Below are 25,422 nucleotides of genomic sequence, written 5' to 3' on the forward strand. Positions count from 1 at the left end.
CGGGGCGTTTCTCACCCACCGCACGCAGCCGGGCCCCGGTCCCGGCTGCGCGTACCCGACCACAGGAGACTCACTCCGACTCACGTCCGACCGGCGGGAGTTGCCGCAGGTCCTGGTCCAGTTCCGCCGGGAGGCCGGCGTTGTCCTCGCACTCCAGCTTCTCGGCAACGGCCAAGGATGCGACATGGACAACGCGAAGGTTGTCCATCAAGTTCTCCGGAGCGTCGCCCCGGTCGTGGGCTTTGCTCAGTCCTCCGTAGATCCGCGCCGGGCGGTTCTTCGAGCCATCCAGCCGCGGGCTGACGCATTCGAAGTAGATCCCCGCCGAGCGGACGTTGGCCACCGCCTCCTTCCCCAGGGAGAACCGCTTCGCCCCTTCAGGATTCCCTGGGTAATTGACGTCCTGTGGAGCATATATGTGGAAACTCAAGGTCGTGTCTTCGGTACTGCGACCCCCCTTCGCAGCCATCTCGCAGAGCTCTTCCCTCGGCGACCAGCTTCGATCGGAGGCGTACCCCTTCTTGATCTTTTCGATCAGCTGCTCCACGCCACCACCCGCTCGCCGCTCGAAGGACGTCGCGCCCGTCACGCTCTCCACCGTCTTCTCCAGGCCCCCTGCAAACACCTCATCGCACACCTCCGCTGCATTGACGTACGGCGACTGAGGCTCCGGGCCCGATGAGCATGCGGTAGCGCAGACGGCCACGAGCAGGCCAGCGATCAGGTTTTTTCCGTTCCGGTTCACACCCATGCCTTTCATCGCGGCCCGGAGGGCAGCCTCAGCCCGTCTCCGGATCCGCACCCTGCTGATTCTCTCTTTGGTTACCGACCCCGTAGCCCAAGAGCATCGATTCCTTCAGGTCCTCCCGGAACTGCGAATCTTCCTTGGTCGTATGACGAGCGAGGAAATCCTCCATCGGAGCCTCGGCCATCGACTCACCGGAGCGATAGATGCTGTTCCATTCCTCTCTGGTGAGTTCCTCCGCCTTCTCCTTGCTCTTGTCGACCGAATTGTCCGAGACATCCCCGACGACCTGGCCGATGACCTGCTCCGCGGCGCCACCGGCCGTGTCGGTCGCCAGGGGGATCAGCACAGCGGCGGCACCGACCGCAGCCGTCGCCGGCAGGAACGCGACGCCGGCGGCGATTCCCACCCCCGCGCCGAACTCCACCCAGCCCGCACGCTTGGCCACCGCCTTCTCGTAATCCTCATGCTTCTTCATGTGATCCGCCTGGACCTGGTCGGCCCTGGACTGGTCGAGCATGCCCTGCACCTCCGCACCGACCCGGACGGTCGTGCGTGCGGCGCCCTCGTCAATGGTTCCGTCGGGGCCCACGTGCGTTTCCAGAGCGCTCCTGGTGTACGCCTGCTCCGCCGTGGAGAGGGTGGCGTAGGCGTCCGGGTGCTGGCCGAGAGCACTGAGGAATTGGCGAGCGTACGATCGGGCCTCGTCCCCGTCATCGCCGAAGGGAATGTGCCCTTCGATATTCTTGGTGGGGGCGAAGACGCTGTTCGCGTCGCCCTTGTCCAGTGCCCAGTTGATGTCGTCGATGTACCCAGCACCCATGACGCCCATACTGTCGGCCAAGCCCTCCTGGTGCTTGAGCAGGCCCGCGTCCGACCCGTACTTCTCCATGACCTGCTGCATGACCGCGGCGTTGTCGGCGTCCCGTTTCACGCTCGCGTCCGGGTCGCCCGCCGGGTAGCCGAGGGTCGCCGCTTCCAGGGCGTGGCCCAGCGCGTCCGGCATGTGCTGGAGGGTGGGCGCCAGCTTGTCCGGGTCGGTGGAGTTGGAGTCCGGGAACGACTCCCACTTCTCGTTGCCGAAGAAGTCGAGGTAGTTGGCGATCGCCTTGTCGTCCTTCTTCCCGAGGTCGGCCGTGGCGCCGTGGTCGACCGTGCCGTCCTCGTTGTAGGCCGTCGGTTCGTCGGTGAAGAACTTCTTCGCCGCCTCCGGGCTGTTCCCCAGCGCCTCCAGCATGGCCGTGGTCGGGTCGTAGCCGGCGCCGTTCTTTCCCGAGGGGTTGTACGGGTTCTCCAGGAAGCCGTTCACCTGCTTGTTGCCGGCGAACCGGTAGGGGTCCTGCTGGTGCAGCTGCGCCACGTGCTCGGCGATCGGGTTGAGGAACTTCGCGTCGTAGTTCCCGTACCGCATGATGCCGCCGAGCAGCTGGTAGCCGTACGCGCCGCCGCTGTTGTCGTACTTGGACAGCGGGATCTGCTGGGTCCCCAGCTTGCGGAGCTCCGGCCCCCACTCGGCCGAGAACGCCTTGTCGTGGGAGGCGGTGGCCAGGTTCAGGCCGAGGTTGCGCTGGAGTTCCTGCACGTCCGCCAGGCGGGTCTTGTCGACCTTGGCGTAGTCGTGCGTGTCCGTGGCGAGCTGGCCGAAGAAGGCGAGGGACTTCTCCGGTCCGAGCTTCTCGTAGAAGGCCTTCGCGAACTCCGGCGACTTTCCGTTGTCGCGCAGCAGTTCGTTCAGCGACTGAAGTTCGGTGTGGGTGAGGTCGCGGCCCTTGGCGGCCAGCGCGGCGGCCCGGTCGGCCTCCTCCTGGTCGAACTTCGTGTACTTCGGGGCGCTGAAGTCCTTGCGGTCGGTGACGTTGGCCTCAAGGGAGTTCTTGAAGGTCACATCGGTGTCGTTGCAGTTGTCGACGATGAGGTCGATCCTCTTCTGCCACGACTCGATGTTCTCCCTCTCCTGCTGGAGGTACTTGCTGAAGTCGGGGTCGTGACGCGCCGTGTTGTCCTCGGAGATCGGGGAACGCGCCGTCACCTTGCCCCTGCCGTCCACCCGGATGCCGGCCGCAGGCCCTTCGTGGTCCCGGATGCCGACCAGGTCGTCCTTGGCCTTCTTGAAGGCCGTGTAGCCCTCTTCCAGCAGCGTCTTGACGCCCTTGGCCTCGGCGGCGGCGTCCGTGAACTCCTTGGCGGTCTTGCCTATGAACTCCCTGGTGACCCCGGCGTTGAGGCCCTCCCAGTTCGCCTTGCCCGCCTTCGCCTTCATCCCGTCGGAAGCCTGAGTGGCGAGCTTGTCCAGGTTGGTCGCCATTTCCGACCAGTCGTCGGCCGCGGCCTTCAGCTTTCCCAACGGGGCTTCGACGATGTCTTCGTAATTCAGCATTGCGCGTGCTCCCCCGAGCCCTACTTCATGTATTCCGAAAGCACGGAGACCGATGTCAGATCCCCGCCGATCTTCACGTCGTCCTTGGCGTGCTGGGCCTTGGTGTAGTCCAGGTGGTTCGAGATGTGCGCACAGGAATCCAGCAGCGTCCTGAGATGGGTCTGCCAGAAGTCGTGCACCTTCAGCACCGCCGAACCGCTCGCGAAGTTCCCGTTGGTGAGCGCGATCGCCGCCTCGAAGGTGGCGGGACGGGCGTGGTCACCGTCCTTCGAGAGCTTCGTCCTGAGGTCGTAGGCGTCATTTCCGATAGCGCCGAGATCGTCCCGGTTCACCACCAGATCGGACCCACCGCCGCCCCCCGTGCCCGGAGCGCTGTTGAGCTGCATGGCGCTTCGTTCTGCCGCTGCCGCGCGCAGTTCGGCCCATTCCTTCTCGAACGTCACGAATTCCCCAAGTCCGCTTGCTCAGACCGCTTCGTCGGAAGAATGCGGCCACCGGCCCGCTTACCGTATCGGGTTCCTTTCCACCCGAGGTGAGCAAAGGGTGAAGACCGTTTCACCGGGGCGTCGCCACCGCCGCCTGCGGCCTGATCGGCAGCCGGTTCACCGGGCGGCCCGTCGCCGAGCGGACCGCCGAAGCGACCGCCGCGGGGGCCGTGACGACCGGGACGGCCGAGGCCGGCTTCGCGCCGAAGGGGGCCACCACGTCGCGTTCCTCGATCAGTTTCACGATGCGGATGTCCGGGGCGTCCAGCGAGGTCGGGAGCGCGTAGCCGGTGAGGTCCGGGTGGCGGATGACGCCTCTCGCGGTGCGGAGGTTCTCCGTGAGGGCCGCGCCGATGCCCTGGGTGATGCCCGCCTCGATGCGGATCGCCAGCTGGGCCGGGTTCAGGACGCGGCCGACGTCCTGGGCGACCGCCATCTCGACCACGCGGACGGAGCCGAGTTCGATGTCGACGTCGACCACCGCCCGTACCGCGCAGAACGCGAGGCCGACGAACGCGTCGCCCTGGCCGGACTCGTCCAGCGGTTCCGTGGGGTGGGGGCGGCACTGGGCGGTGGCCCAGAGCTCCTTGCCGTCCAGCTCCTCGGTGACCGTCGTGGACAGCACCCCGTCGTACGAGGTGATCTTGCCGTCGGCGATCTGGAGCAGCTCCGTGGACATGCCGAACTTGTGGGCCAGCGGCTGGAGGAGCTGGGTGCGGACCATCTTCGCCGCGCGCTCCACCGCTCCGCCCGACACCCAGGTGTGGCGGCCGTGCGTCGCCGGGCCCGCCGGGGGCTGGTCGGTGTCGACGGCGGCCACGTGGACCTCCTCGATGCCCAGGGTCTCCTGGACGATCTGGCGGGCCAGCGTGGTGAAGCCCTGGCCCGTCTCCACGGCCGCGCAGATCACCGTGGCCACGCCGTCGTGGACCCGGACCGTGGCCGTGGAGACCTCGTCCGTGCCCTCGGCCCCGAGCATGTGCACCATGCCCAGGCCGTAGCCCACGCCCCGGCGCACCGCCCCGGGCTCCCCCGCGCCCTCGGGACCGCCCGGCAGCAGCCAGTCGTCCTCCGGGGCGTCCTTGGGGAGGGCGGGGAGGGGGAAGTCGCGTACGGCCCGGAGGAGTTCGGTGACCGGGGCCGGGCAGGTCACCGTCTGGCCCGTGGGGAGGATGTCTCCCGTGGAGAGCGCGTTGCGCAGGCGCAGTTCGGCCGGGTCGATGCCCAGCTTCGCGGCCAGCTTGTCCATCTGGCCCTCGTAGGCCGCGCAGACCTGCATCGCGCCCTCGCCGCGCACATGGCCCGACGGCGGGTTGTTCGTGCGGACCGCCCAGCCCTCGATGAAGGCGTGCGGCACGACGTACGGACCGCAGGCGAACGCCACGGCCGCGGCCAGGGATTCGGAGGAGGCGTCGGCGTACGCGCCCGCGTCCAGGAGGATCTGCGCCTCCACCTTGACCAGCCGGCCCTCCGCGTCCGCGTGGTGGCGGTAGCGCAGGAGCGTGGGGTGGCGGTGCGTGTGGCCGAGGAAGGACTCCTCGCGGCTCGCGGCCAGCTTCACCGGGCAGCCGGTGCGCAGCGCGAGGAGCCCCAGCGGGATCTGGAAGCCCGGGTCCTCGCGGTCGCCGGTCGCGCCCGGCACCCCGGTCACGACGACCTTGACCCGGTCCGGCTCCAGGCCGAAGCAGGCCGCGATCAGGTCGCGGTCGGTGTGCGGGTCGGTGGAGGCCGTGTAGATCTCGACGCCGCCGTCGGGCCTCGGCACGGCGAGGCCGGCCTCCGCGCCGATCGGGGCCGGGTCCTGGCGGCCGATGCGGTACAGGCCCTCCACCACGACCTCGCCCGTCGCCTCCGCGTCGCCGTAGCGCAGCGGGATGTGGCGGATCAGGTTGCCGTCGGGGTGCAGGGGCTCCGCCGTGAACGCCTTCTCCGGGTCCGTGACCGGCTCCAGCACCTCGTACCGTACGGCGATGGCGGCGGCGGCCAGCCGTGCGGTGTCCGGGTGGTCGGCGGCGACGGCGGCGATCGGCTCGCCGTGGTGGCGGACCAGGTCGGAGGCGAACACCGGACGATCCACGACGTGGCGGCCGTAGTTGCTGTCCCCCGGCACGTCCTCGTGCGTGACGACCGCGCGCACCCCGGGCATCTCCTCGGCACCCGAGGTGTCGATGGACAGGATCCGCGCGTGCGGGTGCGGGGAGCGCAGCACGGCCGCCCACAGCAGGCCCTCGGCCCAGAGGTCCGCGGCGTACGGGAAGGTGCCCTCGGTCTTCGCACGGGAGTCGGCCGCGGGGAGCGACGCCCCCAGGCCCATCCGGGGAAGCTCCTGGTCCGCTCCGCCTCCGGATCCGCCGCTCAGCGCGTCGATCCTGGGCAGGCTGGTGCTGGTCGCGTTGGCCGCGTCGCTGCTCACGCCGCCTCCTTGTCGATCACGTGGTGCTGGTGTCGCGGGTGCCACTGCTGTGCGGCGGGGCCGCGGGCGTGGCTCACAGCGCCTCTCCCTCGTGCGGGTGTGCTCCCGGGTGCACGCCGCCCGCGCCCGGCTCGGCCTGGTGCGGGATGCGGGCCTCGTCCTGGCCCGCCGTGGCCGCCTCGGCGCTCGCCTCGCGGGCCGCGACGACGTCCGCGACCGCGTCGAGCACGCCCCGGTAGCCGGAACAGCGGCAGAGGTTGCCGCAGAGCGCCTGGCGGGTCTCCAGCTCGCTGGGGGCGTGGTTGCCCTCCAGCAGGTCGTGGACGGTCATCGCCATGCCGGGGATGCAGAAGCCGCACTGGACGGCGCCGCAGGCGGACAGGGCGCGCTGGACGTCGGACGGTTCGCCGTCGACGGCGAGGCCCTCGACCGTACGCACCTCGCTGCCCGCCGCCGTGGCCGCGGGGACCAGGCAGGAGGCGACCAGCCGGCCGTCGACCTGGACGTTGCAGGCACCGCACTCGCCCTGCGAGCAGCCGTCCTTGGCCCCGGCCAGACCGAGGCGCTCGCGGAGCACGTAGAGCAGGGACTCGCCGATCCAGGAGTCGCTGACGGGTCGGTCCACGCCGTTCACATGGAGCAGGTAGGACGCGGCCGGGTGCTCGCTCGGTGCGTCGAGGAGGGCGGGGGCGGGGACAGGGGTGCGGTCGGCTTCCGGGCCGGCTTCCGGGGGCGCGGCGGGGGCCGCTTCCGGGGCTCCGTCCAGGGCTGTGTCCGGTGCCGCGTCCGCTTCGGCCTCGGGAGCGGGTGCCGCCTCGGCGTTCTCGGCGGCCGGGTCCTCGATGTCGGCGGTGGCGGCGGGCTCCGCGTCCGCCTCAAGGGCTGTCGGCTCCGCCGGTTCGTCCGTCGCCGGTTCCGCCGCCGGGGTCTGCTCCGCCACGGGTACGGGGTCGGCCACCGGCTCCGGCTCCGGTGTGGCCCAGGGGGCGGGGGCGCCGCCGGGCAGCGTTGCCGGGCGGGCGCTGTCCGCGTACCACCGCGGTGTGTGCGCCGAGGCCAGGAACTCGCCCGATTCGTCCGGGAGATCCCCGTCCGCCACCGGAATCGTCCACTGGCCGGTGTGGCCCGTGTGGTCCGCATGACCGGCGTGGCCGGGAGCGTCTGCGTGGCCGGGGGCGTCCGCGTGGCCGGGGGCGTCCGCGTGGTTCGTGTGGCCGAGGTGCCCGGCCTCCGGGCCCCGGGCCTCCGGAGCCGCGGTCGGTTCCGGGGCCGCCGCCGCCTCGCCGAACGCCTCGGTGAAGTTCCACTGGGCCGTGGCGTGCGACGTGTCCTGGTACGGGCCCTGATAGCCGCCCTGCTGGTTCGGGTCCGGCCAGTGGACCGCGCCTGGCTCCTGGGCGGCGGCGGTCTCCTGGGCGCGCTGCTCGGCCTGCGCCTGCTGGGTCTGCGTCTGGAGCACCCAGCTGCCCGTCGCCGCCGGGTCCAGACCCGCGGCCGGGGTCAGCGGCAGGATCATCGGGGGGACGTACCCGTGGCCGGGCGCGGCCAGGGGGATGTTCGCCAGGTCCTCCGGCGGGAGGTGGACGAACGCGGTGGCGTCCGCGTCGAACCCGTCGCCCTGCGGCGTCGGCTCCCAGCCGCCGTAACGGGGGTCCGGGCCCTCGGAGTGGCCCTGCCCTCCCTGCTGGTCGTGCTGGTTGGAGGTTTCCTCATTGCTCACGACAGTGCCCTCCCCAGCGCGCGTCGGGCGAGCGCGGCGACGGTGCGCCGCAGGTGCAGTACGGCCGGGGACAGCGGCGGGGCCTCTGTTCCGTCGGCGGGTGGTGCGTGGTCCGGGATGCAGGCCGCGGCGACGTACTCGCCGAAGGCGGCCAGTGCGTCGGGGGCCAGGCCCCGCTCGCCGTCCCAGTCGATCAGCGAGGCGATCCAGCGCTCCGCCTCCAGCGGGCGCAGCGGCATCGGGGCGATGGCGCCGACCGCGCAGCGCACGCCCCGCCGGGCCGGGTCCAGGACGATGGCGACCGAGGCGGTGGCGCGGCCCGGGCCGGTGCGGCCGGTGGCCTTCAGGAACACCTGCGGGGCGTGCAGCAGCGGTACGCGGACGAAGCCGATCAGCTCCGCGGGCTCCAGCAGTTCGCGGCCCGCCAGCAGGTGGGAGACGGGGATCTCGCGGCGGGCACCGTCGGGGCCCGCGATGACCAGCTCGGCCTCCAGCGCGGCCAGCACGGGCAGGGCGTCGCCGGTGGGCGCGGAGGTGACGATGTTGCCGCCGAGCGTGCCGGCGTTGCGGATCTGCGGCGGTCCCGCGGCGCGGGCGGAGGCGGCGAGGGCGGGGATCAGGGCGGCGAAGTCGGGGCGCCCCATGCGGGCATGGGTGAGGCCGGCGCCGAGGAGGGCGTGGCCGTCCTGGTAGTGCCAGCCGCGCAGCTCGCTGATCCGGCCGAGGCCGACCAGCCCCGAGGGGCGCAGGAGCCCCTTGTTGACGGCTGCCATCAGGTCCGTGCCCCCGGCAACCGGAACGGCTGCGGGCATGGCGCCGAGTGCCGCCACGGCCTCGTCCAACGAGGCCGGCAGCGTCACCGACTGCATCGCCTGCGGTGCGTGCGTGGTCAACCCAGCTGCCCCTTCCCGGTCTCCCGGCTGTCCCGCCTGTTCCGCCGTACGGTACGTGTTCACAGCCCGGACGTGGCAACTCTGGCACATCTTCCGATCGGACCGTCGCGAGGGTCCGCGAAGGGTGGATCCGTCCCTGACCTGCGAGATGGCCGGGTTTCGCACTTCTTCGGCGAGGAGGGTGAATTGCCACTCTTCAGCGAGGCTTATGCGACTTATCATGGTTCGCGTCCTCGCTCCGGCGTGTGAGCGGCGGAGCCTCCGGCGCGTGCGGGCAGGGTCGTTGGGCCCCGGACGCGCGCCGGCCGCGGCGGTCCCGGAGGACGGCCGCGGCCGGCGGGGCGGTGCGGGGTCACACCAGCGGCGGCGCTCCCTCGCGCGGGAAGCCGAGGATGCCGGGGCGCTGCTGCCGGGGGTACGGGCCGGCCGGCGGGCGGTAGTCCACGCCGAGGGCGTCGAGCCGGGCGTAGTGGGCGCTCATCCGGGCGTCGAACGCGGCGAAGTCCCGGTCGGCCGGGGCCGGCAGGGCGGACCAGGCGACCTCGGCGAAGGCGGCGAGGCGCGGGAAGACCTGGTAGTCGACGCGGGCCCGGTTCTGCATGACCTCGGTCCAGACGTTGGCCTGGGTGCCCAGGATGTGACGGGCCGCCTCCTCGCCGAGGCCCGGCGGGACGGGCTCGAAGCGGTAGACGTCCTCCAGGCTGCGGACGTATCCGATGGGCATCGGCTCGTCGGGGCCGCCGTCCTGACGGTGGTCCAGATACACCTGCTGCTCGGGGCACATGACGACGTCGTGCCCGGCCTCCGCGGCCGCGATGCCGCCGCCGTAGCCGCGCCAGGAGGAGACGGCGGCCCCTTCGGCGAGGCCCCCTTCGAGGATCTCGTCCCAGCCGATGAGGCGGCGGCCCCGTTCGGTGAGCCAGGCGTCGAAGTGGCGGATGAACCAGGACTGGAGCCCGTCCTCGTCCTTCACGCCGAGTTCGGCGATCCGGGCCTGGGCGAGCGGGGACTCCTTCCACTGGTCCTTGGGGCACTCGTCGCCGCCCATGTGGACGAACGGGGAGGTCTCGGCGGGGAAGAGTTCGAGCACCTCCTCCAGGACGCCTTCGTAGAAGCGCAGGGTGGCGTCGGTGGGGGCGAGGACGTTCGGGGTGACGCCCCAGGTGTCCCAGACGGTCAGGGCGGTGGTGTCGACGACGTCGGCGTTGCCCAGCTCGGGGTAGGCGCTGATGGCCGCCTGCGAGTGGCCCGGGATGTCGATCTCGGGGACCACCCGGATGTGCCGCTCGGCGGCGTAGGCGACGATCTCGCGGATGTCGTCCTGGGTGTAGAAGCCGCCGTAGGGGGTCTCGTCCCACAGCTCGGAGGCCCGGTGGCCGTATTTGGTGCGCGAGCGCCAGGAGCCGACCTCGGTCAGGCGCGGGTAGCGCTTGATCTCGATGCGCCAGCCCTGGTCGTCGGTGAGGTGGAAGTGGAAGACGTTCAGCTTGTGGGCGGCCAGCAGGTCCAGGTAGCGCAGGACGTCTTCCTTGGGCAGGAAGTGCCGCGAGACGTCGAGCATCATGCCGCGCCAGCCGAAGCGGGGCTCGTCCTCGACGACGACCGCCGGGACCTCCCAGGCGCGGCCCGCGGCGAGCGGCGCACGCCGGAAGGCGTCCGGGCCGAGGAGCTGACGGAGGGTCTGCGCACCCCGGAAGACGCCCGCGGCGCTGCCGCCCGTGAGGCGTACGGCATCGGCTCCGACGGCGAGGCGGTAGGCCTCGGGGGCCAGTTCCCCGTCGAGGGCGAGCACGATGCCGCCCTCGCCCGTGCCCTCGGCCAGCGGCAGTCCGGTGGCCGCGCCGAGGGTGGTGCGCAGCCAGCGGGCGACGCCCTCCGTGCCCGGTGCGGCGCTCAGCGGGGTCGCGTGGCCCAGCGGGTACGGCCCGGAGGGGGCCGGGGTCACGGTGCGCGGGGCGGGGATCAGACCGAGAGCCGCGGTGTCCACGGGCCCCGTGTCGTCGGTGTGCCCGGTGTTCCGGGGTGCCATGCCATCAGTCCTTTACCGCTCCGCCCAGTCCGGAGACGAGGCGTCGCTGTACGAGTACGAAGAAGACCAGTACGGGGATGGTCATCACCGTCGAGGCTGCCATGATCCCTCCCCAGTCGTTCTCGTCCGGTTTGAAGAAGACCAGCAGCGCCATGGGCAGCGTCGACTGGGAGGTGTCGCTGATGATGAACGACTTCGCGAACAGGAAGTCGTTCCAGGTGGTGATGAAGGAGAAGACGCTGGTCGCCACGAGGCCCGGGAAGACCAGCGGGAAGAGGATCTGCCACAGGAAGCGGGTGCGGCTGGCCCCGTCGATGTAGGCGGCCTCCTCCAGGGCCTCGGGGACCGCCTTGACGAAGCCGCGCAGCATCCAGATGGCGAACGGCAGCGAGAAGGCGAGGTGCGGCAGGATCAGCGAGCCGAGCGTGTTCAGCTGGCCGAAGTCCCGCATCAGGAAGAACAGCGGGATGGTCAGCGCCTCCACCGGCACCATCTGCGCGACCAGGAACATGATCAGCAGCGTGGTGCGGAACTTGAAGCGGAAGCGCGTCACGGCGGTGGCGGCGAGGAAGGCGATCAGCGCGGAGAGGATGACCACCGTGCCCGCCACCAGCAGGCTGTTGAGGAAGTAGCGCCCGAAGTCCTGCTGTTCGAAGACCCGGCGGAACGAGTCGAGCGAGGGGGCGAGCGTCCAGGGGCGGGCGTCGGTGGACTGGATCTCCCCGGCCGGTTTGAAGGCGGAGAGCACCATCCAGTACAGGGGGAAGGCGACCGCGACGGCGAGCAGCAGGGCGGTGGCCTCGGCGGCCAGCCTGCCGGGCCGCTTGACGCGCAGCAGCCTGGCGATGCCGCCGCCGCGCGTGGCGCCGCTCGCGGGACCGCGTACGGGGCCCTCGCGTACGGGACTGTCGGTCGTCGCGCTCACAGTTCCTCCCCCTGGCGCCTCACCAGGCGCAGATAGACCAGCGTGACGGCCAGCAGGATCACCAGCATCACGACGCCGATCGCGGATCCGAGGCTGTACTGCGAGGACGCGAACGCCTTCTGGTACGCGTACACGTTGAGCACCAGGTTCTGGCCGGCGATGCCGCCGCCGTTGGTCATGACGTAGATCTGGGTGAAGACCTTGAAGTCCCAGATGATCGACTGGATGGTGACGACGATCAGGATGGGCTTGAGCATCGGCGCCATGATGGTGCGCCAGATCCGCCACTGGGACGCGCCGTCCAGCGAGGCGGCCTCCAGCACTTCGGTCGGGATGGCCCGGATGCCCGCGTACACGGTGACCATCACGAACGGGAAAGAGCACCACAGGACTTCGAGGAGCACCAGGGCGAAGGCGCTGTAGCGCCCGTACGTCCAGGAGAAGTCGCCGAGTCCCAGCACCTTGTTCACCGGTCCGAAGTCGGGGTCGAAGAGGAAGACCCAGACGGTGGAGCCGGTGATCGCGGGGGTGGCCCAGGCGCCGAGCGCGGCCATCATCAGCGCGAGCCGGGGCAGGGCGCGGATGCGGGTGAGCAGGACGGCCAGCGCGCAGCCGACGAACAGGGTGGAGACCACGCAGGCCGCGGCGAAGACCACGGTGGCGAGGAGGACCTGCCAGAACTGGCTGTCGTTGAAGAGGGTGGCGTAGTTGCCGAAGCCCTGGAAGGTGGTGGGTTCGCCACCGCTGACCTGGGCCTGGGTGTACTCCAGGAACGAGATCAGGCCGAGCTGGTAGATCGGGTAGACCAGCAGTCCGGCGAGCAGGACGAGCGCCGGCAGGAGGTAGAGCCACGGGGTCCAGCCGGAGCGGTTCGCGGGCGAGACGGACCGGCCGCGCCGGGGCGGGCGGGCGGGCGGGGTCCCGCCGCCCTTCCCGGCCGCGGGCGGCACCTTGAGCGAGGTGGTGTGCGTGGTCATCGTCAGCCCGCGTCGGTGAAGGCCGTGTCCATCTTCTTCGCCGCGTCGTCCGAGGCCCGGGCCACGTCCTTACGGCCGGAGACGATCTCCTGGAACATCGTCGGCAGGATCAGCGAGGCGTCGATCTGGCCCCAGGCGGGCGACGCGGGGACGAACTTGGCGCCCGCGCCCAGGGTCTGGACGAACGGGGCGACGAAGGGCTCCTTCTTCGCGGCGTTGTCCAGGACGTCGGTGTAGGTGGGCAGGAAGCCCATCGCGTCGAACATCTCGGCCTGGGTCTTCTTGCCGCTGAGCGACTTCATCAGGTCGACGGCGAGGGTGCGGTGCGCACTGCTCTTGAGGACGCCGAGGTTGTTGCCGCCCGCGAAGGCGGGGGCGATGGAGTTCTTGGCGATGCCGGGCAGCGGGACGACGGCGTACTTGCCCTTGACCGCGCCCGCCTCGACGGCCGCGTGGCTGAAGTCGCCGCCGATGGCCATGGCGGCCTTTCCGGAGGCGAAGGCGGTCACGGTGGCGTTGCCGCCCATGGAGGCGCACTTGGCGGCCGGGCAGTTGTCGTCGCCGAAGAGGGAGGTGTAGGCCTCGATGCCCTTGCGGGCCTTCTCGCTGTTGATGCCGGACTTGTACGTCCCGTCGGTCTCGCCGGCGAGTTCGCCGCCGTTGGCCCAGATGAAGGGCATCGCGCCGTAGGTGTACGCGCCGCCGACCGCGAGGCCGTAGAGGTCGGGCTTGGCCTTGCGGATCTTCTTGGCGGTGGAGATCAGCTCGGCCTGGGACTTGGGGGCCTCGATGCCGAGGTCCTCGAAGACGTCGGTGCGGTAGTAGAGGGCCCGGACGCCGACGAAGAAGGGCGCGCCGTAGACCTTGTCGCCGACGGTGACGGACTGCTTGGCGATCGGGTCGGTGTCCTTGGCCTCGTCCCAGGCGCCGAACTCCTCGGTGATGTCCGCGAGTCCGCCGTCCTTGACGTATCCGGCGGTGTCGGAGTTGCCGTACTCGATGAGGTCCGGGGCGCTCTTGGGGTCGTTGAACGCGGCCTTGATCCGCTGTGCGCGGGTGTCGACCGGTATGTACTCGACCTCGACCTTCGCGCCCTTGTGGGCCTTCTCGAACGCGGCGACGGCCGTGTCGACGACCTTCTCCTTGGGCTTGTTGCCGACCTCCTGGAAGAGCCAGACACGGAGCGTGCCGCTCTTGTCGTCACCCTTCGCACTGGTGTCGGAGGTCTGCGGCGCGCAGGCGGTGGCGGTGAGGCCGGCCAGCACAAGCGCCGCAGCCGGGGCGGCAATTCGGGCAGAAAGCTTCATCCGGAACCCCTACCGGTCATGCGTTGCATCATGTGCAACGTGCGTTTCGTTCTGCACAACTGGCAGGAGAGTAGATCCGCGTTCCGGCGACGACAAGTGGTCTCGACCACTCTGTGACCAGCGGATGCAGCCCGTGCAACGCGACCAAACCGTCACCGGGAGTGACCGGGGCAAGCGGAAGGCCCCCGGAGCGTGCGGTGTCGCACGCTCCGGGGGCCTGACAGCAGGTGGGGTCCGGACCTACTTCTTGTCCTTGCCGCCGCCCTTGCCCTTGTCCTTGTCGCCGCCGGCGCCCATGGACTCGTAGATCTCCTTGCACATGGGACAGACCGGGTACTTCTTGGGGTCGCGCCCCGGCACCCAGACCTTCCCGCACAGCGCGACCACGGGAGTGCCCTCCAGGGCACTCGCCATGATCTTGTCCTTCTGGACGTAGTGGGCGTAGCGCTCGTGGTCGCCGTCGCCCCTCGACACCTGCGGCGTGGGCTCGACGAGGGTCCCCGTACCTGCCCCGCGATCGGGCTCAAGAGTGCTCATAACCGCCAAGGGTACTGAAAGAGACGGCCTCCGGTTGAGGGAAGGGTCACGCCCGTCCGAGCGGAGGTTCGTCCCCCAGGTGAACGACCGGGCGCCCCCGGGCCGAGCGGCGGTTCGTCGCTCAGTTGAGCGAAGGGTCGTCCGGATACGTGGCGATCATCGCCAGTTCGCTGCGCTGGCGGCGGAGCACCGCGCGCCAGAGCCGTTCGGGGCGCGGGGAGGAGACGTCACCGGGCTCCGACTCGACCACGTACCACGCGCCCTCGTTCAGCTCGCCCTCCAGCTGACCTGGGCCCCAGCCCGCGTATCCGGCGAAGATCCGCAGCGAACCGAGGGCGGGGCCGAGCAGCTCGGGCGGGGTCTCCAGGTCGACCAGGCCGATCGCCCCGTGCACCCGCCGCCAGCCGAGCGGGCCCTCGTCGCCGGGGATCACCGCCACACCGAGCGCGGAGTCGAGCGAGACCGGGCCGCCCTGGAAGACGACGTCCGGCTCGCCGGTCAGGGCGGCCCAGGACGCGAGGATGTCGCCGACGCCCACCGGGGTCGGGCGGTTGAGGACCACGCCGAGGGAGCCCTCCTCGTCGTGGTCGAGGAGCAGCACCACCGCCCGGTCGAAATTCGGGTCCGTGAGGGCGGGTGCGGCCACGAGCAGCCGCCCTGTGAGCGAGGACACCTCCGTCATGGCAGGAATGATCCCGCATCTTCACCCCCGACGGGGGGTGAGTGACCGCGATGCCGCCCTCAGGAGAGCGAGCGCAGCTCAGGGCGCACGGAGGCACGGGGAGCGCACCCTCGCGCGGGGGCACGGTGGGCCATCCGGACGGTAACCCTCCGCAAGATCGGATGCGCGGAGGGTGTTGTGGCGGATTCATGACGTTCGTACACCCCCCATCGTCTTACGGAAGGGGGGTAGGAGGCCATTACCCTTTTCGTTGGCCCCCTGCCCGACCACTCCGGAACGCGAGATACATGACCGGCACAGACGATGTCCTGCTTGTCCACGGCGGAACCCCGCTGGAGGGCGAGATCCGCGTCCGAGGCGCCAAGAACCTGGTGCCGAAGGCCATGGTCGCCGCGCTGCTCGGCAGCGGGCCCAGCCGCCTCCGCAATGTTCCCGACATCCGTGACGTACGGGTGGTCCGGGGGCTCCTCCAGCTCCACGGCGTCACCGTCCGCCCCGGCGACGAGCCGGGCGAACTGATCCTCGACCCCTCGCACGTCGAGTCGGCGAACGTCGCCGACATCGATGCCCACGCGGGCTCGTCGCGCATCCCGATCCTGTTCTGCGGCCCGCTGCTGCACCGCCTCGGCCACGCCTTCATCCCGGGCCTGGGCGGCTGCGACATCGGCGGCCGGCCGATCGACTTCCACTTCGAGGTGCTGCGCCAGTTCGGCGCGACCATCGAGAAGCGGGCGGACGGCCAGTACCTGGAGGCCCCGCAGCGGCTGCGCGGCACCAAGATCCGGCTGCCGTACCCGTCGGTGGGCTCCACCGAGCAGGTGCTGCTCACCGCCGTCCTCGCCGAGGGCGTCACCGAGCTGTCCAACGCGGCCGTCGAGCCGGAGATCGAGGACCTCATCTGCGTACTGCAGAAGATGGGCGCGATCATCTCCATGGACACCGACCGGACCATCCGGATCACCGGTGTCGACAGGCTCGACGGATACACCCACCGGGCGATCCCGGACCGCCTGGAGGCGGCTTCCTGGGCGTCGGCGGCGCTGGCGACCGAGGGCAACATCTATGTGCGCGGTGCCCAGCAGCGCTCGATGATGACCTTCCTGAACACCTTCCGCCGGGTCGGCGGGGCCTTCGAGATCGACGACGAGGGCATCCGCTTCTGGCACCCGGGCGGCGCGCTGAACGCCATCGCGCTGGAGACGGACGTGCACCCCGGCTTCCAGACGGACTGGCAGCAGCCCCTGGTGGTCGCGCTGACGCAGGCCGCGGGCCTGTCGATCGTCCACGAGACGGTGTACGAGTCGCGGCTCGGCTTCACCTCCGCGCTCAACCAGATGGGCGCGCACATCCAGCTGTACCGCGAGTGCCTCGGCGGCTCGGACTGCCGCTTCGGGCAGCGCAACTTCCTGCACTCGGCGGTCGTCTCCGGACCGACCAAGCTCCAGGGCGCCGACCTGGTCATCCCGGACCTCCGGGGCGGTTTCTCGTACCTGATCGCGGCGCTGGCGGCGCAGGGCACCTCCCGGGTGCACGGCATCGACCTGATCAACCGCGGTTACGAGAACTTCATGGAGAAGCTGGAGAAGCTCGGCGCGAAGGTCGAGCTGCCGGGCGGTTCGCTCGTCTGACCGTCCCCGTGCGCCGTGAAGGCCGCACAGTGCTGCCGCACACAGCACTGCGCACCGCGCAGTTCCCGCGTGAGCGGCCCGCCGCCCCGGCTCCGGACTCGGAGCCGGGGCGGCGGGCCGTCGGGCGTCAGAAGGGCCCCTGAAGGCCGCGAGAGCGGGCATGGCGGGCATAGCGGCCCGGGGTGGTACCCGCGATGCGCTTGAAGTGCCGGGTGAGGTGGGACTGGTCGTGGAAGCCGACGGCGGCGGCCGCCTCGCCCGGCGGCATCCCGTCGAGCAGCAGGCGGCGGGCCCGGTCGACCCGGCGGGACGTCACGTACTGGTGCGGCGCGATGGCGTACGCCGCGCTGAAGGCCCGTACGAGATGGGTGGGGTGCGCGTGGACCAGCCGGGCGGCCTCGGCCAGGGTGACGCCCTCGCGCAGCCGCTCGTCGAGGAGCTCGCGCAGGTCCATCGCGACGCCCCGGCGGCCTCCCGCCGGGCCCGCCGGGAGGCCGCCGGGGCGCAGGTGCCCCCGGAGCCGCTCGCCGACGAACGCCAGCCGGCTCTCCGCCTCGAACGCGTCGCCCGGGTCGGCGAGTGCGGTGTGCAGCCGGCCGACGCGGGTGCGCAGCAGCGGGTCGGCGAGGTCGGGGGTGTCCACGGCGGGTCCGACGAGGCTCGCGTCGAGGTGCGTCATGTCCAGGTAGATCACCCGTTTGCGGAAGCCGTCGGAGGTCGCGGGAGAGCCGTTGTGCGGGACGCCGGGCGGCAGCAGGCTCACCGTGCCGTCCGGGGTGCCGCGCTCGTGGCGGTCCAGGTCGTAGCGGACGGCGCCGTCGTCGACGATCAGGAGCGTCCAGGCGTCGTGGACGTGCATGGGGTAGGCGTGCTCGGTGAAGCGGGCGTGGAAGACCTCCACGACGCCGGCGACGGCCGGACGCCAGGCCGCGACGTCCCTGATCTCCTGCCGTGGCGCCACGCCAAGAACGTACAAGACCGCGTCCGGGTCCACCGGCCAGTCTCGAACCATGAGAAACACGCACGAGACCGAGAACGGGACCGAGAGCGGGACCGGGGCCGCGAGCGAGACCGCGAGCGAGACCGGGGGCGGGACCGCGGTGGCCGGGAGCGGGCCCGTCCGCTTCGACACGAAGGTCGCGGTGCTGCTCCGTGACGACCTGGAGTCGTGGCAGCGCCTGAACGTGACCGCCTTTCTGGTCAGCGGCCTGGGGACGGCGGTGCCCGAGGTGATCGGCGAGCCCTACGAGGACGCCGACTCCACCGCGTATCTGCCGATGCTCCGGCAGCCCGTGCTGGTCTTCGAGGGGGCGGAGGAGACGGTGACCGCCGCGCACGCCAGGGCGCTGTCCCGGTCGCTGGCGACGGCCGTGTTCACCGCGGACCTCTTCGGCACGGGGAACGACCGGGACAACCGGGCCGCCGTACGGGCGGTGGGGCGGGACGCGCTGGATCTGGTGGGCCTCGCCGTGTACGGGCCGCGCAACGCCGTGGACAAGGTCCTCAAGGGAGCGCGGATGCATCCCTGAGCCCCCGGGGACCGGAGCGGAGCGCCCCGGGCTCGGTACGGGCCGGAGAAGCTGCCGGGGGAGATGACGCCCAGGGCAGTGAGCGGCGCCGGCCCGGAGGCCGCAGTTGCCCCGGGCACGGTGCGGTGGCTCCTGCGGGGCGCATGTGCCACCGGCATGCGCGAGGGCGGCCACTCCCGGTCGGGAGTGGCCGCCCTCTGTTGCGCCGTCGAGGGGTTACTTGCCCTTGGCGGCTTCCTTGAGCTTCGAGCCCGCGGAGACCTTCACGCTGTAGCCGGCGGGGATGTTGATCGGGTCGCCGGTCTGCGGGTTGCGAGCGGTGCGAGCGGCACGGTGGGTGCGCTCGAAGGTCAGGAAGCCGGGGATGGTGACCTTCTCGTCGCCCTTGGCGACAATCTCACCGACGGTCTCGGCGAGCGCGGCCAGCACGGCGTCGGCGTCCTTGCGAGTCACCTCGGCGCGGTCGGCCAGGGCGGCCACCAGCTCACTGCGGTTCATGTTGTTACTCCCGTGTTCTTCTTGCCTGTGAGGCGTGAGATCGAAGCCGATGCTGCCAGGGCCCTCTGACAGTCCCCGGACCCGGGTCTGATGTCAGACCCTCTCGCCCGATTACGCATCCTGCCCCCACCAGCGGCGGGAAAGCCAATCCGGAACCCTTCGGGGTCAATGAAAAGCGCCACGGTTTGCTCGTGGTGACGCTCCGTCGACTTGGCCGAGCGGTCCGCAGCGGATGCCGGGCCCCGCAGGGCCCACTGCCCGCCCACCCTAAAGGGGCGTTTGGGGCGCCGCGACCCGCGACGCGCCGTACGGCACGGGCGGGTGCGGCCCGGGGTGTCTTGCGGGTGCCCCGTGAGGGGCTGCCGAAACGGTGAGGTCAGGCAGATACGGAGGGTTCGGTGCCGGTGGCGGCCTTCGCGGCGGCCCGGACGGCTCCGGCGACCGCGCCCGCCACCTTGTCGTTGAAGACCGAGGGAATGATGTAGTTCGCGTTGACCTCGTCCTCGGCGACCACGTCGGCCAGGGCGCCGGCCGCGGCGAGCATCATCTCCGTGTTGACGGTCCGGGACTGAGCGTCCAGCAGGCCGCGGAAGACACCCGGGAAGACCAGCACGTTGTTGATCTGGTTGGGGAAGTCCGAGCGGCCGGTGGCGACGACCGCCGCCGTCTGACGGGCGACCGCGGGGTCGACCTCGGGGTCCGGGTTCGCGAGCGCGAACACGATCGCGCCGTCCGCCATCGCGGCGACGTCGTCGCCGTTCAGCACGTTCGGGGCGGAGACGCCGATGAAGACGTCGGCGCCGACGACGGCCTCCTTGAGGGTGCCGGTGACGCCCTCCGGGTTGGTGTTGTCGGCGATCCAGCGCAGCGGGGAGTCGGGGTCGGCCGCGACCAGGTCCTCGCGCCCGGCGTGCACCACACCGTGGATGTCGGCGACGACGGCGTGCTTGACGCCGGCGGCGATGAGCAGCTTCAGGATGGCCGTACCGGCCGCTCCCGCGCCGGACATGACGACCCGTACGTCCCCGATGTTCTTGCCCACCACGCGCAGGGCGTTGGTGAGGGCGGCCAGCACGACGATCGCGGTGCCGTGCTGGTCGTCGTGGAAGACGGGGATGTCGAGGGCCTCGCGGAGCCGGGCCTCGATCTCGAAGCAGCGCGGCGCGGAGATGTCCTCCAGGTTGATGCCCGCGAAGCCGGGGGCGATGGCCTTGACGATCGCGACGATCTCGTCGGTGTCCTGCGTGTCCAGGCAGATCGGCCAGGCGTCGATGCCGGCGAAGCGCTTGAAGAGGGCCGCCTTGCCCTCCATGACGGGCAGCGAGGCCATCGGGCCGATGTTGCCGAGGCCGAGCACCGCGGAACCGTCCGTCACAACTGCGACGGAGTTGCGCTTGATGGTGAGGCGGCGCGCGTCCTCGGGGTTCTCGGCGATGGCCATGCAGACCCGGGCGACGCCGGGGGTGTAGATCATCGACAGGTCGTCACGGTTGCGGATGGGGTGCTTGGACGCCATCTCGATCTTGCCGCCGAGGTGCATGAGGAAGGTACGGTCGGAGACCTTGCCCAGCGTGACGCCCTCGATGCCGCGCAGACCTTCGACGATCTCGTCGGCGTGCGAGGTGGAGGTGGCGGCGATGGTGACGTCGATCCGCAGCTTCTCGTGGCCTGAGGCGGTCACGTCGAGGCCGGTGACCGAGCCCCCGGAGGACTCCACGGCCGTGGTGAGCTGAGAGACCGCGGTGCCGCTCGCGGGCACCTCCAGCCTGACCGTCATCGAGTACGAGACGCTGGGCGCCGTTGCCATGGCCGAGTCCTTCGCTTTCCTGAGCTTCATTGCCGCACATCCGGAACCTTCGTTCCGGACAGGCTTCCCGATCGTCGCACCTACTGGCTGGTAGCCGGTAATGACTGCCGTCTTTCGGAAAGTAGTTTCCACCATACGAGAAACAACCCGTTCGGCGGAACCCCCAACGGGACCCGAACCGGCCGGGCGACCCCGGACACGGGGAACGGAGCCGGGAAAACAAGAACAGACCCGCGCCACCAGCAGGTGACGCGGGTCTGTCTTCTTCGGTTGGGTGGCACCGACCCGCCATGCTCGCCTCGCGGCAAGTGGTCGCTCGAAGCGACGAAGGTTGGGCCCGGGGGCTTGGATCGAGCCGGTGCCAGTACCAAGGTAACAAAGACCCCCGAGAAGTGATTCCCGTGCGCCGGGTTGACTCTCCGGGCCTCTTCGGCGTCAGTCCCTCAGCAGGTCCGGCACCCCGCCCTCGTCCGGCATGTCCCGCTCCCCCGAGACCACCGTGAGCTGCTGCGTCGCCCGGGTCAGCGCCACGTACAGCACCCGCAGACCGGCCGGGGACTCGTCCGCGATCTCCGCGGGCGAGACGACCACCGTGGCGTCGTACTCCAGCCCCTTGGCCTCCAGGCTGCCCAGCGCCACCACCCGCTCCCCCAGCTCCGCGAGCCACTCGCGGGCCTGGGCGCGCCGGTTCATCGCGACGACCACGCCGACCGTGCCGTCCACCTCCGCGAGCAGCCGCGCGGCCTCCTCGCGGACCGTGGCGGCCAGGTCCCCCTCGCGTACCGGCTCGAAGCGGGGCACCACCCCGGTCGAGCGGACCGCGGCCGGGGACTCCATCCCGGGCATCGCCAGCGCCAGCACCTTAGCGGCCAGCTCCGCGATCTCCGCCGGGTTGCGGTAGTTCACGGTGAGGGTGAAGCGGCGGCGCGGCCGGGAGCCGAGCGCCTCGTCCCGGGCGGCGCCCGCCTCGTCCGGGTCGGACCAGGAGGACTGGGCCGGGTCGCCGACGATCGTCCAGGTGGCGTGCCGGCCCCGGCGGCCGACCATGCGCCACTGCATCGGCGTGAGGTCCTGGGCCTCGTCGACGATGACGTGCGCGTACTCGGTGCGCTCCGCCGCGAGCCGCTCGGCCCGCTCCCACTGGGTCTCCTCGCGCTGCGGCATCAGCTCCTCCAGACCGGTGAGCTGGTCCAGCGGATCGGCCTCCCGCTTGCGCCTGGGCCGGTTCGGGGTGCCCAGCAGCGCCTGGAGCTCGTCCAGGAGCGCCACGTCGTGGACGGAGAGAGGCCCTTCGCCGTCGGCGTCGAGGCGCTTCAGCGACCGGGCCAGCCGGCGCGCCTCGCCCTGGTTGAGGATGCGCCGGGACCAGCGGCCGAGCCGCCGCTCGTCGGCCATCGCGGCCAGCACCCGGCGCGGCGTCAGCTCGGGCCACCAGGCGTCGAGGAACTCCAGGAACGGGGTCTCGGTGGAGACGTCCTCGTCGAACGACGAGCGCAGCTCCGCCACCAGCTGGGGGTCGGTGTACCTGCCCCGTCCGGAGGACTTGCTCCACAGGGCGTCCAGCAGCAGCTTGCGGGCGCGGGGCCGCAGCAGGTTGACCGGGGCGGTGCCGCTCAGCGCGTTGTGCCGGACGCGCTGGAGCTCGTCGGCCTCCAGCTCGACCCGGGCCCCGAAGGCGACGACGCGCAGCCGGTCGGGGGTCGTGGCCGCGGCGCCCTGCTCGGGCTCCTCGCCGAAGGCGAGCTGGCCCGCCTCCTCGCGCGGCGCCGCGGACCGGCCCCGTTCCAGCGCGCCCCGGGCGGCCTTGCGCAGCACGTGGAGCATCCGGGAGGAGCCCTTGATCCGGGCCACCGCCGGTTCGTCGTACGTCGTGGCGCCCTGGAGGCCCGCCGCGTCGTCCGACAGCGAGCCGACCGCGCGGATCGCGACCTGGCCCTCCTCGCCGAGCGAGGGCAGCACCCCTTCGGTGTACGCGACCAGGAGCGGGGTGGGCGAGACGACCAGGATGCCGCCCGCGTACCGCCGCCGGTCCTGGTAGAGCAGGTACGCCGCCCGGTGCAGGGCGACCGCGGTCTTGCCGGTGCCGGGGCCGCCGGTGACCTCGGTGACGGAGGCGGCGGGGGCCCGGATGACCAGGTCCTGTTCGGCCTGGATGGAGGAGACGATGTCCCGCATGGTGTGGCTGCGGGCCTGGCCGAGCGCCGCCATCAGCGCGCCGTCCCCGATCACCGGCAGCTTCTCGCCGTCCAGGAACGCCGTCAGCTCCGGGCGCATCAGGTCGTCCTCGACCCCGAGGACCTTGCGGCCCTTGGAGCGGATGACCCGGCGGCGTACGACGCGGCCCGGCTCCTTCGGGGTGGAGCGGTAGAACGGGGCGGCCGCCGGGGCCCGCCAGTCGATCACCAGCGGCGCGTAGTCGGAGTCCAGGACCCCGATCCGGCCGATGTGGAGCGTCTCCGCGATATCGGCGGTGGCGTCCTCCCGTACGGTGTCGTCGGCCGGCTCGACGGAGGTGTACGCGCCGTCCGGGCCGCGCTCCCCGTCCTTGCCGAGCAGCAGGTCGATCCTCCCGAAGAGGAAGTCCTCGAACTCGCTGTTCAGCCGGTTGAGGTGGATCCCCGCCCGGAACACCTGGGCGTCCCGCTCCGCGAGCGCGCCGGGGGTACCGACCTGGCCGCGCTTGACGGCGTCGTTCATGAGAAATTCCGCCTCGTGGATCTTCTCTTCGAGGCGGTGATAAACACGGTCGAGATGCTCCTGCTCGACACCGATTTCCCGGTCCCGCAGCGATTCGACAGCGGCATCCTGCGCGGCCACCGAGGCCCCCTTCTTAACAGCACTGGGCAGCCGTCAACCCTATAGCGAAGGAGGGCCCGAGCGCACCTGTCGACCGGGAGCGATCGCGCGTCGCGCCCGGCGGGGCCCGGTTCACCCGCCGCCGGCCGGGGCCGCCTCCCCCCTTTCCCTGCCCGGACCGCGCCCGTCGGCCGCCCGCAGGGTCCTGCGCCGGTGCCGGGCGACCCGTTCGCGGTTGCCGCAGACCTCGCCGGAGCACCAGCGGCGCCGCCCGCCGCGCGAGGTGTCCAGGTAGAGCCGGTGGCAGTCCTCGCCCTGGCAGCGGCGCAGGGCCGCCCGCGCGGCCGGGTCGGTGAGCAGGTCCACGGCGTCCCGGGCGACGACGGCGAGGAGCGCCGCGCAGTCGGGCACGGCGCTCAGGGTCCGCACCAGGCCGCCGTCCGCGCCGCGCACCGCGCGGGGCCCCGGGGGCGCCCCGGACGCGAGGGCGTTGACCCGCTCCAGCGCCCCGTCGGCCTCGGGTCCGCCGAGCTGGGTCGCCATCAGGCAGCTCACGGCGGAGCGCAGTTCGCGGAAGCCGGTCACCCAGGTGTCGTCCAGCCCCGTCAGCGCGGTGCCCGGCGGGACGAGCCGGGCGTCGGCGAGCCACCGGGCCAGGCGCACGGGTCCGTCGAGCTGTTCGCAGGTCCCCGGCGCCCCGCCCGCGGGCTCCGTGGCCACCAGATCGAGGCAGATCCGGCCCGTGTCGAACCGCCATGTCCGCGCACCCCTGCCCGCTGCCATGCTCCTGTCACCACCTTGGGTCACCGGTCGAACGGCCACCCCCCAGAGTGCTCCTGCCGGAGCCCGGCCGGAACCCCTGCCGCCGCCCCCGTGCGGGACCCGCCCCCGTACCGTGGCGGCCATGGATCACGAGGGGGAGACGCCCATGGACCACCGCGACGGGAGCGTCGTGCACGGCCCCGGCGGGCTGCGGCTGCGCCGGTGGCACGAGGAGGACCTGTCCGCGCTGCTGGAGGCGTACGAGGATCCCGCGATGCGACGGTGGCTCGCCACCCAGGTCTCCGGAGCGGACGGGGCGGTCGCCTGGCTGGAGGCGCAGCGCAGGGGGTGGGCGACGGGCACCCGCTTCGCCTTCGCCGTGACGGAGGCCGTGCCCGGCGCCCGGCAGGACGGCGGGCGGGACGGCGAACCGCTCGGCAACGTCGTGCTGAAGCGGCCCGAACCGGGCGACGGCCGCGCGGAGGTGGGCTATTGGACAACGTCGGCGGCGCGCGGCCGGGGCGTGGCGTCACGGGCCCTGACGGCGCTGACCGAGTGGGCGTTCACGGAGTTCACCGAACAGGGCCTGACCAGGCTGGAGTTGCTTCACCAGGTGGACAACGAGGCCTCGTGCCGGGTGGCGGAGAAGTGCGGTTACGCGCTGGCGCGGGTGATCCCGGCACTGCCGCCCGCCTATCCGCTGGACGGGCACGTGCATGTGCGCGAGGATCCCCCGGCGGCGCTCAGCCGGCCGGCGGGTCGTCGTGCAGAAGCCGCTGGAACAGGTGGTGGTCGCGCCAGCGGCCGTTGATGTGCAGATAGCCGGGCGCGGTGCCGATCCGCTCGAACCCGGCCTTGGCGAGCACCCGTTGGGAGGAGCCGTTGTCGGTGACGGTCGCCGCCTCGACGCGGTGCAGGCCCAGCCGGTCGCGGGCGGCGGCGCAGACCGCGCCGACGGCGGCGGTGGCGAGACCGCGTCCGGCGCGGTCCGCGTCGACCCAGTAGCCGAGGCGGGCGTTGCGGTAGGGGCCCCGCTCGATGCCGGAGAGCGTGAAGGCGCCGACCACCCGGCCGTCGTCGTCCGCGAGCACCCAGGGCATGGCCCGCCCCGCGTCCCGGTCGGCCAGCAGGGCGGTGAGCCGGGCGGCCTGGCCCTCGACGGTGTAGAAGGCGTCGGGGCGTACGGGTTCCCAGCGGCGCATGTACGCGCGGTTGCGGGTGAGGGCCGCGGCGAAGACGGGCGCGTCGGTGATCGCGACGGGGCGGAAGGTGACGTCCGGGGCGATCCGGTGGAGGTGATCGGTCATCCGGT

The 25,422-nt window shown here is 71.6% G+C and carries 21 protein-coding genes; 3 read left to right on the forward strand and 18 right to left on the reverse strand.

The features are described 5' to 3' along the window. Positions 1-70 precede the first annotated feature (70 nt). The 12 genes from OG245_RS13255 to OG245_RS13310 form a co-directional block, all read right to left on the reverse strand. Positions 71-802: a hypothetical protein gene (locus OG245_RS13255; protein ID WP_371623722.1), complete on the reverse strand. Its 732-nt coding sequence runs from the start codon at positions 800-802 to the stop codon at positions 71-73. Then, positions 780-3,122: a hypothetical protein gene (locus tag OG245_RS13260; protein WP_371623723.1), complete on the reverse strand. Its 2,343-nt coding sequence runs from the start codon at positions 3,120-3,122 to the stop codon at positions 780-782. Before OG245_RS13260 ends, OG245_RS13255 begins: the two co-directional genes overlap by 23 nt. A 20-nt stretch (positions 3,123-3,142) precedes the next feature. After that, on the reverse strand, positions 3,143-3,565 hold the full coding sequence (locus OG245_RS13265; protein ID WP_371623724.1) for a hypothetical protein: 423 nt from the start codon (positions 3,563-3,565) through the stop codon (positions 3,143-3,145). A 112-nt stretch (positions 3,566-3,677) separates the two neighbouring features. Further along, positions 3,678-6,020 (reverse strand): xanthine dehydrogenase family protein molybdopterin-binding subunit, encoded by a 2,343-nt coding sequence (locus tag OG245_RS13270; RefSeq protein ID WP_371623725.1) that lies wholly within the window; start codon positions 6,018-6,020, stop codon positions 3,678-3,680. A 73-nt stretch (positions 6,021-6,093) separates the two neighbouring features. After that, entirely contained in the window at positions 6,094-7,740 is a 1,647-nt protein-coding gene (locus OG245_RS13275) for a 2Fe-2S iron-sulfur cluster-binding protein (RefSeq protein ID WP_371623726.1), read from the reverse strand. Further along, entirely contained in the window at positions 7,737-8,633 is an 897-nt protein-coding gene (locus OG245_RS13280) for a xanthine dehydrogenase family protein subunit M (protein WP_371623727.1), read from the reverse strand. Before OG245_RS13280 ends, OG245_RS13275 begins: the two co-directional genes overlap by 4 nt. A 352-nt stretch (positions 8,634-8,985) precedes the next feature. Continuing rightward, positions 8,986-10,662 (reverse strand): beta-N-acetylhexosaminidase, encoded by a 1,677-nt coding sequence (locus tag OG245_RS13285; RefSeq protein ID WP_371623728.1) that lies wholly within the window; start codon positions 10,660-10,662, stop codon positions 8,986-8,988. 4 nt (positions 10,663-10,666) lie between these two features. Beyond that, complete coding sequence (locus tag OG245_RS13290) at positions 10,667-11,587, reverse strand: carbohydrate ABC transporter permease (RefSeq protein WP_371623729.1); 921 nt, start codon at positions 11,585-11,587, stop codon at positions 10,667-10,669. Then, a complete protein-coding gene (locus OG245_RS13295) occupies positions 11,584-12,564 on the reverse strand; it encodes a carbohydrate ABC transporter permease (protein WP_371623730.1) in 981 nt (326 codons plus the stop codon). The genes OG245_RS13290 and OG245_RS13295 overlap by 4 nt, the downstream gene beginning before the upstream one ends. Positions 12,565-12,566: 2 nt before the next feature. Beyond that, on the reverse strand, positions 12,567-13,871 hold the full coding sequence (locus OG245_RS13300; protein ID WP_371623731.1) for an extracellular solute-binding protein: 1,305 nt from the start codon (positions 13,869-13,871) through the stop codon (positions 12,567-12,569). Between the two features lie 240 nt (positions 13,872-14,111). Next, positions 14,112-14,408 (reverse strand): DUF3039 domain-containing protein, encoded by a 297-nt coding sequence (locus OG245_RS13305; RefSeq protein ID WP_006124925.1) that lies wholly within the window; start codon positions 14,406-14,408, stop codon positions 14,112-14,114. Between the two features lie 121 nt (positions 14,409-14,529). Beyond that, complete coding sequence (locus tag OG245_RS13310; RefSeq protein ID WP_371623732.1) at positions 14,530-15,090, reverse strand: YqgE/AlgH family protein; 561 nt, start codon at positions 15,088-15,090, stop codon at positions 14,530-14,532. Positions 15,091-15,377: 287 nt separating this feature from the next. Between OG245_RS13310 and murA the strand changes: the two genes are divergently transcribed. Then, the gene (gene murA, locus OG245_RS13315; protein WP_030589197.1) at positions 15,378-16,718 is read left to right on the forward strand and encodes a UDP-N-acetylglucosamine 1-carboxyvinyltransferase; all 1,341 of its coding nucleotides are present in this window, start codon (positions 15,378-15,380) and stop codon (positions 16,716-16,718) included. A gap of 127 nt (positions 16,719-16,845) precedes the next feature. Here the strand turns inward: murA and OG245_RS13320 are convergent, their stop codons facing one another. Then, on the reverse strand, positions 16,846-17,679 hold the full coding sequence (locus tag OG245_RS13320; RefSeq protein ID WP_371623733.1) for an AraC family transcriptional regulator: 834 nt from the start codon (positions 17,677-17,679) through the stop codon (positions 16,846-16,848). Between the two features lie 49 nt (positions 17,680-17,728). On the opposite strand from OG245_RS13320, the gene OG245_RS13325 reads away from it, so the two are divergent. Beyond that, positions 17,729-18,247, forward strand: a complete 519-nt coding sequence (locus OG245_RS13325; RefSeq protein WP_371623734.1) for a DUF2000 family protein — start codon at positions 17,729-17,731, stop codon at positions 18,245-18,247. 216 nt (positions 18,248-18,463) lie between these two features. On the opposite strand, the gene OG245_RS13330 is transcribed toward OG245_RS13325, so the two are convergent. The 4 genes from OG245_RS13330 to OG245_RS13345 all read right to left on the reverse strand — a co-directional run bounded on the left by OG245_RS13330 (position 18,464) and on the right by OG245_RS13345 (position 24,131). After that, on the reverse strand, positions 18,464-18,745 hold the full coding sequence (locus OG245_RS13330; protein ID WP_003968811.1) for an HU family DNA-binding protein: 282 nt from the start codon (positions 18,743-18,745) through the stop codon (positions 18,464-18,466). A 376-nt stretch (positions 18,746-19,121) separates the two neighbouring features. Beyond that, on the reverse strand, positions 19,122-20,552 hold the full coding sequence (locus tag OG245_RS13335; protein WP_371623735.1) for an NAD-dependent malic enzyme: 1,431 nt from the start codon (positions 20,550-20,552) through the stop codon (positions 19,122-19,124). 435 nt (positions 20,553-20,987) lie between these two features. After that, on the reverse strand, positions 20,988-23,369 hold the full coding sequence (locus tag OG245_RS13340; protein WP_371623736.1) for a UvrD-helicase domain-containing protein: 2,382 nt from the start codon (positions 23,367-23,369) through the stop codon (positions 20,988-20,990). Between the two features lie 111 nt (positions 23,370-23,480). After that, on the reverse strand, positions 23,481-24,131 hold the full coding sequence (locus OG245_RS13345) for an ABATE domain-containing protein (protein ID WP_371623737.1): 651 nt from the start codon (positions 24,129-24,131) through the stop codon (positions 23,481-23,483). A 145-nt stretch (positions 24,132-24,276) separates the two neighbouring features. Here OG245_RS13345 and OG245_RS13350 point away from each other — a divergent pair, with 145 nt between their 5' ends. Then, positions 24,277-24,921 (forward strand): GNAT family N-acetyltransferase, encoded by a 645-nt coding sequence (locus OG245_RS13350; protein WP_371627877.1) that lies wholly within the window; start codon positions 24,277-24,279, stop codon positions 24,919-24,921. Here OG245_RS13350 and OG245_RS13355 read toward each other — a convergent pair. Next, entirely contained in the window at positions 24,854-25,417 is a 564-nt protein-coding gene (locus tag OG245_RS13355; RefSeq protein ID WP_371623738.1) for a GNAT family N-acetyltransferase, read from the reverse strand. The two genes, OG245_RS13350 and OG245_RS13355, sit on opposite strands and share 68 nt — an antisense overlap. Between the last annotated feature and the right edge of the window lie 5 nt (positions 25,418-25,422).

Origin of the sequence: Streptomyces sp. NBC_01116 (assembly GCF_041435495.1) — a bacterium.
Classification (GTDB): Bacteria; Actinomycetota; Actinomycetes; order Streptomycetales; family Streptomycetaceae; genus Streptomyces.